21 protein-coding genes are annotated in these 15,529 nt (G+C 60.6%); 12 read left to right on the top strand and 9 right to left on the bottom strand.

Annotated elements, in window-relative coordinates; genetic code table 11:
- Nucleotides 1-2 precede the first annotated feature (2 nt).
- From J2X35_RS19700 to J2X35_RS19670, 7 genes are all read right to left on the bottom strand, one after another.
- Complete coding sequence (locus J2X35_RS19700) at nt 3-377, bottom strand: hypothetical protein (RefSeq protein WP_310189317.1); 375 nt, start codon at nt 375-377, stop codon at nt 3-5.
- On the bottom strand, nt 374-619 hold the full coding sequence (locus tag J2X35_RS19695; RefSeq protein ID WP_310189314.1) for a hypothetical protein: 246 nt from the start codon (nt 617-619) through the stop codon (nt 374-376). The genes J2X35_RS19700 and J2X35_RS19695 overlap by 4 nt, the downstream gene beginning before the upstream one ends.
- A 5-nt stretch (nt 620-624) precedes the next feature.
- The gene (locus J2X35_RS19690) at nt 625-1,200 is read right to left on the bottom strand and encodes a hypothetical protein (protein WP_310189312.1); all 576 of its coding nucleotides are present in this window, start codon (nt 1,198-1,200) and stop codon (nt 625-627) included.
- Between the two features lie 24 nt (nt 1,201-1,224).
- Nucleotides 1,225-1,647, bottom strand: coding sequence for a hypothetical protein (locus J2X35_RS19685; protein ID WP_310189310.1), 423 nt, complete (start codon nt 1,645-1,647; stop codon nt 1,225-1,227).
- A gap of 357 nt (nt 1,648-2,004) precedes the next feature.
- Nucleotides 2,005-2,280, bottom strand: coding sequence for a hypothetical protein (locus J2X35_RS19680; protein WP_310189307.1), 276 nt, complete (start codon nt 2,278-2,280; stop codon nt 2,005-2,007).
- A 73-nt stretch (nt 2,281-2,353) separates the two neighbouring features.
- Nucleotides 2,354-3,838: a ParB/RepB/Spo0J family partition protein gene (locus tag J2X35_RS19675; protein WP_310189304.1), complete on the bottom strand. Its 1,485-nt coding sequence runs from the start codon at nt 3,836-3,838 to the stop codon at nt 2,354-2,356.
- An 89-nt stretch (nt 3,839-3,927) separates the two neighbouring features.
- Nucleotides 3,928-4,185, bottom strand: coding sequence for a carph-isopro domain-containing protein (locus J2X35_RS19670; RefSeq protein ID WP_310189302.1), 258 nt, complete (start codon nt 4,183-4,185; stop codon nt 3,928-3,930).
- 140 nt (nt 4,186-4,325) lie between these two features.
- Here J2X35_RS19670 and J2X35_RS19665 point away from each other — a divergent pair, with 140 nt between their 5' ends.
- Nucleotides 4,326-4,562, top strand: coding sequence for a helix-turn-helix transcriptional regulator (locus tag J2X35_RS19665; RefSeq protein WP_310189300.1), 237 nt, complete (start codon nt 4,326-4,328; stop codon nt 4,560-4,562).
- Nucleotides 4,563-5,069: 507 nt separating this feature from the next.
- On the opposite strand, the gene J2X35_RS19660 is transcribed toward J2X35_RS19665, so the two are convergent.
- Nucleotides 5,070-6,632: a DUF262 domain-containing protein gene (locus J2X35_RS19660; protein WP_310189297.1), complete on the bottom strand. Its 1,563-nt coding sequence runs from the start codon at nt 6,630-6,632 to the stop codon at nt 5,070-5,072.
- 722 nt (nt 6,633-7,354) lie between these two features.
- On the opposite strand from J2X35_RS19660, the gene J2X35_RS19655 reads away from it, so the two are divergent.
- The 11 genes from J2X35_RS19655 (at nt 7,355) to lipB (ending at nt 14,090) form a co-directional block, all read left to right on the top strand.
- Complete coding sequence (locus J2X35_RS19655) at nt 7,355-7,615, top strand: hypothetical protein (RefSeq protein WP_310189295.1); 261 nt, start codon at nt 7,355-7,357, stop codon at nt 7,613-7,615.
- Nucleotides 7,615-7,917 (top strand): hypothetical protein, encoded by a 303-nt coding sequence (locus J2X35_RS19650; RefSeq protein WP_310189293.1) that lies wholly within the window; start codon nt 7,615-7,617, stop codon nt 7,915-7,917. Before J2X35_RS19655 ends, J2X35_RS19650 begins: the two co-directional genes overlap by 1 nt.
- 124 nt (nt 7,918-8,041) lie before the next feature.
- Nucleotides 8,042-8,215 (top strand): hypothetical protein, encoded by a 174-nt coding sequence (locus J2X35_RS19645; RefSeq protein ID WP_310189292.1) that lies wholly within the window; start codon nt 8,042-8,044, stop codon nt 8,213-8,215.
- Complete coding sequence (locus J2X35_RS19640) at nt 8,212-9,219, top strand: PD-(D/E)XK nuclease-like domain-containing protein (RefSeq protein ID WP_310189290.1); 1,008 nt, start codon at nt 8,212-8,214, stop codon at nt 9,217-9,219. Before J2X35_RS19645 ends, J2X35_RS19640 begins: the two co-directional genes overlap by 4 nt.
- Entirely contained in the window at nt 9,144-10,484 is a 1,341-nt protein-coding gene (locus J2X35_RS19635; RefSeq protein ID WP_310189289.1) for a recombinase RecT, read from the top strand. The genes J2X35_RS19640 and J2X35_RS19635 overlap by 76 nt, the downstream gene beginning before the upstream one ends.
- A gap of 89 nt (nt 10,485-10,573) precedes the next feature.
- Nucleotides 10,574-11,059 carry a J domain-containing protein gene (locus J2X35_RS19630; protein WP_310189287.1) on the top strand — a complete coding sequence of 162 codons (486 nt, stop codon included), beginning with the start codon at nt 10,574-10,576 and terminating at the stop codon, nt 11,057-11,059.
- Entirely contained in the window at nt 11,059-11,448 is a 390-nt protein-coding gene (locus J2X35_RS19625) for an HNH endonuclease (protein WP_310189286.1), read from the top strand. The genes J2X35_RS19630 and J2X35_RS19625 overlap by 1 nt, the downstream gene beginning before the upstream one ends.
- Nucleotides 11,445-11,747: a hypothetical protein gene (locus J2X35_RS19620; protein WP_310189284.1), complete on the top strand. Its 303-nt coding sequence runs from the start codon at nt 11,445-11,447 to the stop codon at nt 11,745-11,747. Before J2X35_RS19625 ends, J2X35_RS19620 begins: the two co-directional genes overlap by 4 nt.
- On the top strand, nt 11,744-11,917 hold the full coding sequence (locus J2X35_RS19615) for a hypothetical protein (protein WP_310189281.1): 174 nt from the start codon (nt 11,744-11,746) through the stop codon (nt 11,915-11,917). The genes J2X35_RS19620 and J2X35_RS19615 overlap by 4 nt, the downstream gene beginning before the upstream one ends.
- Before the next feature lie 8 nt (nt 11,918-11,925).
- Nucleotides 11,926-12,993 (top strand): tyrosine-type recombinase/integrase, encoded by a 1,068-nt coding sequence (locus J2X35_RS19610; RefSeq protein WP_310189279.1) that lies wholly within the window; start codon nt 11,926-11,928, stop codon nt 12,991-12,993.
- A 278-nt stretch (nt 12,994-13,271) separates the two neighbouring features.
- On the top strand, nt 13,272-14,090 hold the full coding sequence (lipB, locus tag J2X35_RS19605) for a lipoyl(octanoyl) transferase LipB (RefSeq protein WP_310189278.1): 819 nt from the start codon (nt 13,272-13,274) through the stop codon (nt 14,088-14,090).
- A 104-nt stretch (nt 14,091-14,194) separates the two neighbouring features.
- Here the strand turns inward: lipB and J2X35_RS19600 are convergent, their stop codons facing one another.
- Nucleotides 14,195-15,445, bottom strand: a complete 1,251-nt coding sequence (locus J2X35_RS19600; RefSeq protein ID WP_310189276.1) for a site-2 protease family protein — start codon at nt 15,443-15,445, stop codon at nt 14,195-14,197.
- Nucleotides 15,446-15,529 lie beyond the last annotated feature (84 nt).

Raw genomic sequence — 15,529 nt, 5'->3', positions numbered from 1 at the left:
CCCTACTCCGCCGCTGCGAGGACAGGCTTGCGGAATGGCTTGTCCCCACGCCGCCGCTTTGTCTCAATGGCCACGTCGTAGGGCTTGGCGTCAGCCGGGTCGTAGCCTTCGTCCAGTTTGGTCAGGACGGGCTCGAATGCCTCGATAGCCACAATGGTATGGCGAAGCCGCTCCTGCCGAGATGCGATCTCGGTTTCGAGACGGTCTTTCTCCGCCCTCGCAAGAGACAGGAAGTCTGATACGACACTTGCTGAACGGTCGAGGATCGTAGTCTCTGCCGGGATCGTGAAGGCATCGAACTCGGAAGCAAATTCCTCGGTCGGGATCAGATCGTTCTCAGCGAAGCCAGCAGCGCGCTTGAGGAGTGTGAGGATCATGCCGACACCATTTTGTCTGTGAGGGCGCCGCCCTTGGCGAGGTGGGCATCGATAGCCGCTTTTGCCTGTTCAGCCGTCAGGGGCTCGTCGGTCTGAAAATCGCGAAAGGACCCCGGCTCCGCGAGCATGTCCCCATAGCTGGGGGCACATGCCTCACAGGCGATCTCGTCGATGCCATGATGATATAGCTGTCCTTCGCGGATCACCTTTTGGCAGAAGACGCAGTTGCCAAGTTTCGCCATCGTCGTCACTCCGCCGCTTCTGCAAAGGGATCGTCGGCGTCGTGCCCGGCGATCAGCTCGTCGCCCTTGGCCGCGTTGCGCTTCGTCATCGCCGCTTCGAGATCGTCGCGCATCTGGCGCTGGCCTTCGTGCCAGCCTTCTAACCAGCGCTGCCCGGCCGACGACGATGCGTCGTATGGCGCCGTCGGGTCTTTGCCCTGCAGTCCAGCCGCGACACCTTCCTCGTAGGCTCGCTCGTCGAGCGGCATCCGGTCGGTGAACATATCGGGCTGGAAGTTGACCGGCAGCGCGAACCACGACGCGATCTCAGCGCGGCGGCGCATTTCCTCCGGCACGATGGTCGGGTCTTCGAGTTCCGCGCACCGGGCCATGTAGTCGAGATCGGCCATAACCAAACCGTCGGCCTTGGCCGTCTTCTTCAGCTTCTTGAGATCGTCCTGGGCGGCCTTGACGACCGCCTTCTGCGCCTCGATCAGGTTGAAATGGTGGAACATCAGGGCGCGGCTTTCGGCCGGTGTCAGCTCCCCGCTGTTGTGCCCTGTCGGGGCGGCATTGTCCGTCTGCGCTGCTTTCTTCGCCATGGTCATTTCCTCTTTCTGCGCCGCTCAATCGCGAGCGCGATCCGCTCCCACGCTCTCGCGAGCGCGCTGGTGATCCACCGCATGTCGTTGTGCTTTCAGCTTGAGCCGTTCGGCGCGGTAGGCGGCGACGGCATCTTCGTTCCGCTGGCAGGCGTCCTCGTATGCCAGCATGAGTTTCAGCAGCGCTTCGCCGCTGACATCGTTCATGTCCGCGAAACGCTGCCAGATACGCTTGGCAATCGAGGCACGAACTTTCGCATCTTTCGCCGCCCGGTCCCGGGCCGCAGACCAGGTATCGTGACGGCCACGATGATGAACCCAGGCAAGACCCTGGAGCCAGAACTCGGCTTTCTCGGGCACCGTCATTCCGTTTGTGTCGGCAAGCGCACGCATTACGTCGAACTCGCTACTCTTGGTGTCGAAATCGACACGCCTTGTGTCGGACATGCTTGTTTCCTTTCGCCTATGGTGTGTCCGTCACCACGAGCGACTGAGCCGAACGGCAGGACGCTGATCGGCAGAAAAGGAATGACGAATGCGCTATCGGCCGAACCGCCAAGAACAGACGAAAGCGCATCAGATGGAATTGCCGTTCCCCGGTTGGGGACGGCGAAGGGCTGACAATGACTCGGACCCGTTCGCATCAGGCACCAACCCGACGCGCAGCGTCTTCCAGAGTAACAACGTTCGCCCAAAGGCCACGAAGTTCAGCCGCGGTCTCACGCTGGCGGACTTTGCTGGACGCATAGGCCCCGGCCCCGAGAGAGCCGACTGCTGCGGCCAGTAAATGCGTGACCAGGAGCGTCATGTGACCGGCCCCAGGTGGGGATTGCCGATGTCACGCCACTTCTGAACCGGTGACGTCCGATACGGCGACGGACATGTCTCGACGGGAAGGCCCTTTGCCTTCGATCGTTCAGCCGTCAAAGCGCGCAGGACGATGTGTTCCGGCTCCTTGCGGATACGCGCGATCTCCATCGTGTCCTTGCCCATCAGAAACAGGGTGTGCGCGGACGGCTTCGATTGGATCTTCTTGCGCGCAGGCAGTTCGTCGCCGGCGAATTGGACGAGCGTGTTCATGCCGTCCACCTCCCAAGCCAGAACGCAGCCCCGATCAGCACCAGGTAGACGATGTCGATGAAGCCCACCGAGTTCATGTCGCCTCACCTTCCGCCATTGCCTTCTTGCAGGCGTGGCAGTGATTGGCGCCGGAACCGGCACACAGATCAGGCTTGAGGCAGTGCGGCCGCAAAACGAACGGTTTGGATTTGATGACGGAAGCGGACGCACCGGATGCCGGCTCATTCCGGCCTTGCGGATTACCCGCCGACTGCTGCTCGAATTCGCCGAAATGTACCACCGGCTTTACGCCGCCCTGACCGACGACGTGAGGTACGTCGCTTTTTGCCCCGGCTACATTCGAGCTTGGATCAGGTCGCCCGTCGTCAACCTGCGGATTGTGGGGGTCAGGGTTGAAAGAAATGGCCGTGGCTTTGGGAGCTTGGGAGGCTTGGGGATCAGCCACGGCCTCGGCGCGGGGGGACGCCGATGGGAAATTGGAATGCAGCGGCTTTTCGCCCTCACGCGCTGCCAGCGAGGTTTTGCCCTCATTCGGGCCATGGAACGTATTGGCAGTATCGGCATCGGTTACATTTTCGCCTCCTGCGTTGGCGCTCCCACTGCCCGATGTACGTCTGCGAACCGGCGGACTTACGTGGTCTGCGCTGTGGTGCTCCGAACCGGACGCCATGCCGTCGGAGGATTTGATTTCAGCGAGGAAGATGGCCCTCGCCTCAGCATTCGCTTTCGCCCAGGCTTCGCGAAGCTGCATCACCTGCCACAAGACAGGATCGAGTGGATCGCGGCGGCCAAGGACTGGAACGGTGGGGAGGTCGACCGAAGCCGCCTCCCCTGCATCCGTTCGCCCGGATGCGAGCCTACTCGCCTCTCCCGTCACAGGGCCGGCCCCGCCGGTTATACTGCCGTTGTCCTCGGAGGCTTTCGCTTGGGATTGAGTGCGACCGGCGTTGATACCGGCGACGTTCATGACGCCGACGTTGCCGTGCTTGTTCTTGTAGAAGCGCGGCGTCCCGCCTGCCGCTTCGATCTTCTCAAATCTCGCCTGAACGGCGGCGGGCACTGGCGGCGGCGGTGCTGGCGCGGGCCTCTCACTTACCGCGCCGTAAGTGACTTCCTTCCGAATCTTCTGGACGAGGGCGAGACTGACAGCGCATTTCTTACGAACATCGCTATCCGACCACGCGCCCCACTCAGCATCGTTCAGCAGCGTCAGCACCGCCCTGCGCTTGTCGTCGTTGGTGCGCCGCAACCCATGCGCCTCATTGGCGCCGACGCTGTGCAGGATCGCATCGCGGCGGGTGCCCTGGCGGACATCGGCGTTGACGCTGGTCCGGCCCGCCTTCTGATAGGCATGGAAGCGGTGGAAGCCGTCGGCCAGCCAGTGCTTCTTGCCATCGTAGAACACGACGATCGGCGGGAACGTCGCGCCGGTTTTGATGGCCTCGGCATAGTCGTCGACCACATGCTGGTTCAGCGTGGCGCGGGACTGTGTGCCGCCGTCGATCTGGATGACGTCGAGCGCGAGACCATGATCATCGGCGGGCTGGAGCCGGATCATCTAGCGACGCCCAAGCGAATTCATGACGCAGGCCAGCGCGAGGCAAATGATTGCCGCCGACTGCATGAGATCAGTGAGGGGTTGGGCGCTCATGCCGCGTCCTCGACTTGGGAGGGCTGCTCCGGTGCGGGGGTGGCGGACTCCGTCCCGAAGATGTCGGGGCGAAGCTCGTGTCGAGAGATGCCCGTCTCCGCCTCGATCTTGAGCACATGCTCAGCAGGCACCCGTCCCCGGGTACGCCAGTTGGCGACAACGCTAGGATTCTCAATGCCTAGCGAGGCTGCCGCCTTGGTCAGACCGCCAAGTGCATCAATGAACCGATCAACTGGTGAGCAAGTGGTTTCCATGCAGCCAATTATCACGCTACGTGAAGTTTTGGCAAGCCCTCACACGTTAATTTCTTTTCACCGCGTGAAAGTGCAAATTCGTTTGTATGGCTGACGGCGGAAGATCCAACGCAGATATCTCGATGAGACTGGCGGCGCTCATGACGGCGCTCGATCGCAATCAGGCCAGCTTCGCTTCGCTCATCGAACTGTCCCAGCCGGCGTTGAACAACTATCTCAAGGGCATCCGAAGGCCGGAGCTCGACGTCGCTATTCGCATAGCTTCTAAAACTGGCGTCACTCTTGACTGGCTGTATCTGGGCGATCGGGCCGGATTACCCGCAAGGATGTTGGACCTTCTGCCCGACCTTTCGGACCAGAGCCGAAGGGTAGGATAGGCGCTGTTCGACTAACTGTCTCCCAGTCCTCGCCAAGGCAGAACACGATCTGGCGTACGTATCTCAGCACGAGAAGCGCTTCCCGCTTGTCTTCGGGCAACTGTGTGTAGACCTGACACGCGATGCGCTTGAGGTGACCATCGGCGTCTGCCGCCAAATTCATACTCGCCTCCCATGGCGTTGTTGTTGCCGATAGGAAAGCGGTCCTAGATGTCAGGAGTCAACGAGGAGTTCGAGTGTCCGCCCACTGAGGCTCCTGACAAGTACCTTCAGGATGTCGCGAGTTTTCACCACTTGCCGGTTGAGGCCGGTCGGACAAACGGTCTAGTCCTTCCGAGGGTCGGGCTTTGGAGAAGATCGATCCGGCGCAGCTTTCGTTTTTCTTGAATTGAAAAGACGACTGACGCGCGGTTGTGGCCGGGTGTTCGCCATTAGGCGGATCACTTCGTCGCGTCACTGCTCCGTTTCGGCATCGCTGTAATTGGTGGTTGGCGTCGTTGGCATCGGCTAACCTTTCATTCCGGTGTTGCAGTACGGATGAACCATCTGGCCGTTCTCCACCGTTCCAAGTCCTCCATCTCTTACCGGCGTAATATGGTCATAGGATACCGACTTCGATACATCGAGCAGCCCGCTGCAGACCGGACACCTTTCGGCTTTTTCAATGGCTTGGCGATAAAATATCTGAGACTTTGTATCATCGGAAAAGACTACAGCGCGCGGAGCGGCGGTCAGATCGTAAATCTTCCCACTTAGACCAAGGTGCGAAAATACAGTCTGCGTCTCAGGGGCACGACCCTGAGAACATTCGTCCACAAGAAAACTAAACATTTCCTTCATGCGCGGGACACGCGTTTTCTTGCCAAGATTCTGTAATACAATGCCTATGACAGATTTATTGGCGATCAAAAAGACTTCTACGTCCTTTCTTGCATTAGTGAACTTCCTAAACCATCCGCCATCATTGTTTTTGATTTTTTCAGCTATCAGAGCGCAAAACCCCAGAAACAAAAAACGACTGTGCTTACCCTTGTCGTTGCTGAAATACACAGCAGGGTGCAAGCCCAGGCTTTCTGGGGAATTTCCGGTAATTCGATGGGCAATCTTCAGGCCACTCTTGAGAGCCCTAATGGTCAGATCGCCCGTGTCATCGGTCGCCGTAACGGATGGATCGTCAGCCAGTCGCTCAATGTTGGCGCGGGTATCTGAAACTGTCAGAAAATCTATCAGCACCGCCAAAGCATCAACGGGCGACTTCGATCCAGCCAGCGGCAAGTCCAGAGTTTTCAACGGAGCCGTCGATTCCGGGTCAAACAGGGTGCGGTGAAGTTCACCAGCTAACTTGATGACCTCCTCCTGGTTGGCATGGCTAAATGACGACCAGTACGGATGACCAAACCCCGCACGAACAATTGCTCGTGCACCAATTGAAACGGGCTTGTTCCTATTCCGGATGAGGTATTCTTCGGTCTCATCGAGAGCGGTACCCTGCTTGTTTATGGCGAAAAATGAATCTTCCGCCGCCTTGGAAGTTCCTTTGACAGTCTGGACCACTATTGGCTGCGTGTTCATTGAGCCGGCTCGTTCACCGGCCTTGCCTAGAGCGGCCTGACCGACGAGCCGGTCAAGGCTTGCGTAGGTACCGATCGTCGTGTCCAGCGCTTTGCGGACTCGGGTCGCCACGCGCTTCTGTTCCTGGGATATCTCGTCAGAGTAGAAGGTTTTCGATTCCGTGCCATCTCCGTAATCATTCTGTATCCAGGCACAGAGCGCACTCAATCGGTGTGCCCCATCAATGACGAAAATAAAGTTGGCTGAGCGCCAAAGGATAATCGACGGGATAACATCCTCATCAAGGAAGCTCGTGACAAGCTTGACGACCTGATCCGGAGTCCAGTGATTGGTTTCCCTCTGAAATTCCGGCTTGCGCAACTGCCGTCTGATCGCGGCTGAAGGAAGCAAATCGCTCAACTTCAATTCCGTAACAATTCTAGGCGCTACGGTCCCCTTTATTTCCTTTGCAAAATCTTCCCGCCTAATCATGGCGTCAAGATTGACCCGCTGTGCCATATCCCCTCCCAGTGGTTCGATGTCTTCAATTGCGACGACTGGGCCCAGTCTAGAGATTCTTTCATGTGCAGCCAACGCAATAACTCCCCTCGATAGAAGCCTTCGAGTGAACTGAAACGTCCGGATCGAACGGATAGCCATGCGCGATCAGTTGGGCTTTCCACCCATGCGGCGGCGGCCACGGCACGCCCCAGGTTGCCAGTTGCTTCGCGGTCCAAGCGCCTTTCGGCGTGCGTGCCACGAGAATTTCTGTTTCGGAAATCGGTGTCTTCACAGCGTCTAACCCTTCAACGTCTCAGGTTTCTTTCTTGGCTCCCGTATTCTCAGGAAGGGGAACTTTCAGAAACCGGTTCAGATTGCGTATCTGCCAAAAGCCCCCCTACCCCCATGGGCTAAACCATGAAGGCAGGGAGGGCCTCCGGTTCTTCAGAAACTCGGACGAGTCACTGTAGAGCCGCCGCCCGCCCTCTCGGATCAGACATCCCTCACTTTCAGGCAGCACGGTAGGGCTTCGCCCCGCGCCTGCGGCTTCACCTGCACCGGATTTGCACCGGGTCGCCGCTCAATCGCCATCACGATTCGCATAGACTGTCCCTGCCGTCCAGAATTAATTTCACACAGCGTGAATTATTTACTTGCTAAGTTCACATGGCGTGATAGGTTTCTCTCAACACCACCGCTCGCCGCCTCGGCCGATCTGGTGGAACTGAGAGGAAAGCGAAATGGACACCTTCCTGATTTTCGACGTCGAAGACCGGCTGAACGCCTCGGTCTGCATTGGCGAGGCTCAGGCCCGCGAGATCGTCGGCAACTTCGGCAGCGGCGCATCAATCCGGGTTCACCGGGTCACCATGGATGAGATGGTCCGCGACGTGACGGAGGATTTCGTTTCGGTCGAAGCCGACAAGCTCGCCGGCACCGCTTGGGATCGCGCCTGTGCGGCGGGTGATCGTGCGTATCAGATCGGCCGCGAGGTGGCGTGATGTCGTGGCAGGAAAACTTCCAAAATTACACGACCAGCGTGGCGTTTTCGGTCCAACTTTCAAACGTTCAAGTCCGTGCCCTGGATGCGATTTCTTCCAACACATGGCTCGGGAATTTTCACATGTTCTTTTCGACAGCCGGCGCGCTGCAGAGGCGCGGGCTAGTCGAATTCAACGCTCGATACAGTCCCGAACGTCCATGGCGCTATCGGCTGACACCAGCCGGCGAACTCGTTCTGTCGCTAGTTCAGATGTCTGGTGCGCTTGGCGAAGAGGTTGACCCGAAGTTCGAGGTCGCCTGATGCGTACCGCCGACGCCATCCTCGACCTCACCGCGAACTGGCTTTGCCGCCACCCTCGGGTGACATGCGCCCTGCTTTGCGCCGGCATCGTTCTCGCCGGTCAGGCTGATGCAAGGTGGTTGGCATGAGCACGCGCGCCGAACCCGAACTCCATCGCGCCGTGGAAGCGCTTGGCGACGAACTCGCCGCCGAGCTTCGTATCTGCGTCGATGTCCTTCGCCTCGAGCATGACCTCGACCTTCGCCGGGTTGCCGAGAACCGTTTCACCGAACTCATGAACAGGAGACAGGCGGCATGACCCGTCACGTCGACATCGATCAGGACAGGTTCGAGAGCCTGGGCGCGATCACGGACAAGATCGTGCATGGCCACCGCAGCGAACGTCTATGGGACGGCGAACCGATCTCGGAACCTGGCATCTACCGGAAAATCCCGATGGACGCCTACCATCAGCAGCTCACCGTCGCGCCTTCGATCTCATCAAGCGGATTGCGGGAGATCGAAAACAAGTCGCCGCTACACTATTGGGCGACGTCCTATCTCAACCCGGATCGCCCCGAGGAGGAGAGCGCCGCTCATCTCGATTTCGGCCGCGCTGTCCATACCCTGCTACTTTCCGAGGATGGCTTCCGCGACGACTATGTCGTGCGGCCGGAAACCTATGAGGATGACGCCGGCAAGTGGAAACCATGGAGCGGCAACGCGAACGCTTGCAAGGAATGGCTTGCCGCCCGGAAGGCCCAAGGCAAGACCGTCCTGCTGAAATCGCAGGTCGACGACATCCACGGCATGGCCGACCGGTTGTCGAAAAACAGCGTCGCCGTCGATCTTCTGCGCGGCCGCATCGAGCGATCGATCATCACGAAGGACAAGACCGGCGTCTACCTCAAGTCCCGCCCGGACAGCATCCCTGCGGACACCATCATCGCCGATCTGAAAACGTGCGCTGATGCCTCGCAGGCCGCGATCAGCCGGTCGATCATCAACTACGGCTACCTCCAACAGATGGCGCTGGCGATCAGCAGCTTGGAAGCGGTCGGGCCGTCGAAGGTGAACGAGGCGGTCCTCCTCTTCGTCGAGACCAGCTACCCCTACGCCTTCAACATCAAGCCGCTCGACAACGGCGACATCTACACGGCGATGCGGGTGAACCGTAGGGCGATAGACATATTCGCCCGCTGCTTCGCCGAGAACGATTGGCCGACCTACGCCGACAGCACTTTCACTTGGTCGGCGCCGAAGTGGTGGACCGACCGCCACGAGAACGACAGCACCCTTCCGGAAATCAGGAGCGCAGCGTGAACCAGGTTGCCACCATCGAAGCCGGGCGCGGCGTATCGCCCCAGCAGCAGTTCCGTGACGAACTTACCCGCATGGCTGACCAGTTCGTGGCCGCATTGCCAGAACACATCAAGCCGGAGCGTTTCCAGCGGATCGTTCTGACAGCAGTTCTGGGCGACGCTTCCCTGCTTCGCGCCGACCGGAAGACCTTGCTCGAATCGGCCATGCGCGCCGCGCAGGACGGCTTGATGCCAGACAAGCGCGAGGGAGCCTTCGTCGTCTTCAACACGAAGCTCGGCAAGGATGATCGCGGCAAGGACATATACGGCAACGCTGTCCAGTGGATGCCCATGATCGGCGGTATCATCAAGAAGATGCACCAATCCGGCGAGATCGCCATGATCACGGCGAAGGTGGTCTATGGCGGCGACATCTTCCGTGCCTGGGTCGATGACGACGGCGAGCACGTCAACTACGAGCAGGCCGAGCATCCCGACTTCGATACGATCCGGCAGGTTTTCGCTTTGGCGAAGACGAAGGAAGGCGCTGTTTACGTCGAAACCCTGACACCCCGCGACATCGAGAAAATCCGGAGCGTGTCCAGGTCCAAGGACAAGGGGCCGTGGGCGACGTGGTGGGAGGAGATGGCAAAGAAGTCGGCCATCCGCCGCCTCGCCAAGCGCCTTCCGCTATCTGCCGACATGCACGACCTCATTCAGCGCGACAACGAACTCTATGACCTGTCACAGGCGCCGGAGCCTCGCCCTTCGCTCCAGCAGCGACTTGCTGTGGCAAAGCCGGCCGCCGTCACTGACGAGCACGAAGGCTTCGATGCGGACTTCGTGACCCGCGAGACCGCCGCGCTCACTGGCGATTTTGGCAGCAACCAAGAACCCCCAGATCAAGAACCGTCCGAAGCCGTTGCCCCGGCTGATGACGCAGGCAGCGGTGAGGCGTCCCCCTCTCCGTCTCCCGCTGCTGACCCTTCCGCTGATGAAGCGGATCAGGAAGCCGGAGACCCAGAAGCACAGGCGGACCCTGATGCGTCTCCGGCTTCCACCTATTCCCGCGCCGATTGCCTCCAGGCTTTCATGCGCACGGCGACCGATCCCGACCTCGATGTCAAAGGCCGTCGCGATCTGCTCGCGGAAATGAAGGACTGGTGGAAGGAGGCCCTGCCCGCCGATCTCGACTTCGTCAAGGCTTGCCTGTCGATGGCAGACAAGGTGGCAAAGGGCGAGCAGCAGGAGCCGGTGGCGCGGAAGTATCTGGAGGCGCTGCCATGACCCCTTACCCGCTCGCATGGCCGGAAACGATGCCTCGCTTCAAAACGGCGAGACAGTCGGGCGGCTTCAAGACTTCGCTCTCCGGAGCGATGCGCAATGTGCGCGAAAGCCTGCGTCTTTTCGCATCCGATAGCGGGAAGCAAATTTCCAACTTGGTGATCTCGAGCAACGTCACGCTCGGCGATGACAGCCCTGCTGATCCCGGCGTTTCCGTCTGGTTCGTTTGGGATGAGTTGTCCGTGTGCATTCCCGTCGACCGATACTCCAAGGTCGAGGCGAACCTTCAAGCGATACATCACATCATTGAAGCTAGGCGCACGGAGCTTCGCCACGGAACGTTGGCTCTTGTTCGCGCCACTTTCACAGGCTTCACGGCTCTGCCTGCGCCAGGCGGTAAGCGCTCATGGCGCGACGTACTAGGACTGTCCGCCGGCATCGAAGTCACGGCGCAGACGATCAACTACGCCTATCGGGAAAAATCCAAGAAGGCGCATCCCGATGTCGCGGGTGGTTCCGAAGCCGCTATGGCCGAACTGAACGCAGCGCGCGACGAAGCCTTGAAGGCGGTGCGGTGATGCCGCTGATCTCAGATCCATTCGGAGGCCGCTCAATCGAGGAGTGGGTCGGCGCCAATCCCGACGCCAGGGTGCCCGACAAGGTGCGCGACCGCGTCTTTTTCCGCGCCAAGGGCATCTGCCACATCTCAGGCCGGAAGATCGTCGTTCCCCGCGACCGCTGGCAGCTCGAGCACGTCGTGCCGCTGTCCATGGGCGGAGAGCATCGTGAAGCGAACATGCGACCGGCGCTGACGGAAGCGCACAAGGCCAAGACCGCGGAAGAAGCCGGTGCCCGTGCCAAGGCCGACCGTATGCGCCGGAAAGCAAACGGCACCTGGCCGAAGTCAAAGACCCCGCTGCGCTCGCGCGGCTTCGACAAGACCCGCACTATCCCGGAGAACAAATGAGCTTCCTCCAGATCGGCCAGCGCGTCGTGAAGTTCACCGGCGAAGCTCGATGGCATGGCGTCGTCGTCGCATCCTACCAGACCACAAAGGGCAAGCAGCGCTACGTGGTCGAAGTCGAGCCGCAGGGCTTTCAGATGATCGCCGTGCCGGAACAGCTTCGCCCCCTGCCCCACGTTTGCACCTGCCCTCCCGCCGACAAGGGCCACGCCTACGGCAAGATCACTCCGGGCTGTCCTGTCCATGCGGTGCCGGTGGACAACGCCCTGTTCAATCTGCCGGCGGCGGAGGAACTGGAATGAGCCGTGCTTTGCCGATCACCCAGCGGCAAGCTCAGGTCTTGCTGCGCGCTGCGGAACACGAAAAGGGGATCATCGAAATCAAGGTGGGTGAGACGGTTTTCCGACTTATCCCCGCTAGTCTTGCACAGGAACGCCAGTCAATTGCGCCCGAGGGGAATATCGAGCTTTGACCGGAGGCATGCCAAAGAAGCTGCCTCAATTCGTCCATCGTGAACGAAACCGCCATGGCAAGCTCGTCATCTATTTCCGAAAAGGCAAGGGACCGCGGACGCGACTTCCCGATCTGAACGATCCAGGATTTGAACAGGAATACTTGAACCTGCTAGCGGGCCAAGCCAGCAAGACCAAGAAGGCGGTCGGTACCGGCACTCTGGAATGGCTGATCGCACGCTATCGCGAGACCACGACCTACCGCGCCCTTTCCCCTGCAACACGCAGGCAGCGCGACAACATCTTCAAAGGGATCGTCACAAAGTCGGGTGCCGCCGCCTACAAGAACGTCACTCGCAAAACCATTGTGGACGGCCGGGAGCGGCGCGCATCCACACCTGCACAGTCCAGAAATTTTCTAGACGCCATGCGTGGGCTGTTTCGCTGGGCACTTGACGTCGAATTGGTGGCCATTGACCCGACAAGCGGGGTCAGCAATCCGCGTCGCCAGAACGGTCCGGGCTTTGAGGCTTGGACCGATAGCGACATCGCAGCGTACGAGAAGCGATGGCCATCCGGAACGAAGGAGCGGGTGTGGCTTCACGTCCTGCTCTACACGGGGCTCCGTCGCGGCGACGCCGTGGTTCTTGGCAAGCAACACGTCAAGGATGGAATTGCCACCATGAAGACCGAGAAGACGGGGACCGAGGTCAATATCCCGATCCTCCCCGACTTGGCCGCGACACTCAAAGCCGGCCCGACCGGGGATCTGGCGTTCATTGTGGGCGATCAAGGCCGCCCGCTGACGAAAGAGACATTCGGCAACATGTTCCGCGCCGCCTGCGGCAAGGCTGGCGTGAATAAGTCCGCCCACGGCGTAAGGAAGATTGGCGCCACACGAGCGGCAGAAGCAGGCGCCTCCGTTGCGGAACTGGAAGCTCTGTTCGGATGGCACGGCGGCGCGATGGCTTCCCACTACACCAAGACAGCAGATCGCAAGAGACTGGCCCTGCAGGCGTCCGAAAAGGTGCGGGACGCGATAGAAAAAACCAAGGAACATCAACGCGGAAAATCGGTCAAAAAGTCCCGCACCTAGTTCTAAGCCATTGATGTTCCGTATGGTGCGACAACTCTCGACCGCACCATTTCTGAAAGACAGGTCGCAATCCCCTGTTTTCCTGCATTTCCGGATGACGACGTCTTCTAGATATCGCTGACCTGCGCGCCGCAGCAATTCGCCTGTCCGCGTCAGGCAGGAGGCCTGCTTTGCGCGGATCAAGCGGCAGTGCTGCTCCCGGCCGTCATCCCGCCTGCTGGCGCCTCTGGACGTTTGCGGCGATTGCCGCCATATCAGGGATGATCACGAGACCTGACATGCCTGAACGCAGCCTGATCGCCACGTCTTTCCTGCCTTCGCCGGGGTCCGCTCCGGTGGAATGGCGCATCGAGCCCGGCCTGACCGCCTACGAGGACGCCATCGCCTTCATGGAAGCGCGCGCCGATGCCATCCGCAACGGCGGCGCCAGCGAGATGATATGGCTGCTCGAGCATCCGCCGCTCTACACCGCCGGCACCAGCGCCCAGCCGTCCGACCTCGTCGATCCCGGGCGGTTTCCGGTTTTCGCGACTGGCCGCGGCGGCAGCTACACCTATCACGGCCCCGGCCAGCGCGTCGCCTACGCCATGCTCGACCTGAAGCGGCGGCGCGAGGATGTTCGCGCTTTCGTCGCCGCGCTGGAGCAATGGATCATCGACACGCTGGCCGCCTTCAACGTGCGCGGCGAACGGCGCGAGGACCGCGTCGGCGTCTGGGTGGTGCGGCCGGATCGTCCGCCCATGCCCGATGGAAGCCCGGTGGAAGACAAGATCGCCGCCATCGGCATCCGCCTGCGGCGTTGGGTCTCCTTCCACGGCATCGCCATCAATGTCGAGCCGGAGCTCGGTCATTTCGGCGGGATCGTGCCTTGCGGCGTGCAGGAGCATGGCGTCACCAGCCTGGTCGACCTCGGCCTGCCCGTCACCATGGCGGATTTGGACCTGGCCCTGAAAGCGGCTTTCGAGCAGACGTTCGGACCGGCGGCGGCTGGTGCCATTACGAATTTTCCGCTGGCCGCCAGGTTTCCCGAATCCGCTCATGGCGACATCGCGCCTGCCAGGCCGGATGCATCACAACCGGCCCGCAAGGCCGGCTGACGCCCAAAGAGCGTCGCGTCAAATGGCTTCAGACGACGTGCTTTAAGTTCTTTGTTTTATGCATGTCGTTTTCCCCAAGCCGCGCGCACTTTTGGCGACATGCATCAGGCCAGCTTGGACACCGCCCACAGCACGCCGCAGCCGTGGATGACGAAAACAGCCAACAGCGCACCGCCTATCGCAACCCGGTCGAAAGTCCCGATCGGTTTCAATTCGTGGCGCGGCTTCACGCCGCTGCCCATGGTCAGCAGGCTGAGAACGATGAAAACAGCCGCAGCGACCAGAAGGAAGCCGGGTTCGAAGCCCGCCCTCCAGCCGACGCCGAGAAAGGCCGCCAGGATAAGGAAGGAACAGCTGGCCAGAACCCAGGGCGTCGGGCAAATCTGGCGCAGCACCTGGCCGCCGTCGAATTTCCACACCGGCACCAGATTGGCGATGTTGAACAACGCCGCGCAGCCGGCGAACGTCGCCAGGAGAGCGGCGGCCAGACGATGACCCTCCGCACCGGCGAACTCGCTGCCTAGCATGGCAGCCGGCACGAAAAGCGCTGAAAAGCCCGCCCCCATCAAGGCGACGAAAGCAACTTCGAAATGACTGTCATAGGGCCGGCCGCCGATGGCGATGCCGCCCAGCAACGGAATGAAGATCATTCGCGTCCGCTTGTGACCCATCATGCGGAACGCCGTCATGTGCCCCAGTTCATGCAACGCCACCACCGAGGTGAGCGTCGCGGCCAGGGCGAAGCCACCGATGTTGAGCCCGAAGAGCGGCCAGAGGATCAGGGCGGAGACGACCGCGAAACCCACCTGGCTGAGAGGATGCTCGAACCATCCGCCTGCGCGGTAACGTCCGCTCTCGCCCCAGACCTTGAGCTTGGCCAATTCCCGGCGCATGGCGAAATAACGGAAAATGAGGAAGGCAACGCCGCGATACCGGTCTGTCTGGCTGACGACCACCCGGGTGAAGTCACCTTCGCGGATCAGCTCCGTCGTTTCGCGGTAGTGTGACCAGAACGACGGATCGAGCGAGGTGTCATCGATGACGCGCATGGCGAACCGCCTGCCCTCGCTCACATCTTCGAGGACTATTTTGCGTTCGATCGGCAGCCCGTCCCGCCCTTCCCAGGACAGGAAAACACGCGCCGCACCTTCGCCGTCAGACGTTGCGGACACAATCTCGCCGGACCATCCTGCATGTGCGCCCAGCGGCCATTTCGCCTGCCACAGACGCATCCGGTCGGCAGCGACGAGCCTGCTCAGTTTGACGGTGCGGCTCCCTAGCTGCACCGTCATGAGCAGAAAGATAAGACCGAGATTTCCGGCCACGAGGCCAAGCGTCAGAAACGGCGACACCACGCATTACTCCATGTCGGGAGCATCGTATCGCCGTCGCGGCAAGAAAAGCTTAATCGCCGCGACGAGACCAGGCAAAAGCCCGGC

Origin of the sequence: Mesorhizobium sp. BE184 (assembly GCF_031457045.1) — a bacterium.
GTDB lineage: Bacteria > Pseudomonadota > Alphaproteobacteria > Rhizobiales > Rhizobiaceae > Mesorhizobium.
This window is presented reverse-complemented; position numbering and strand designations above follow the sequence as displayed.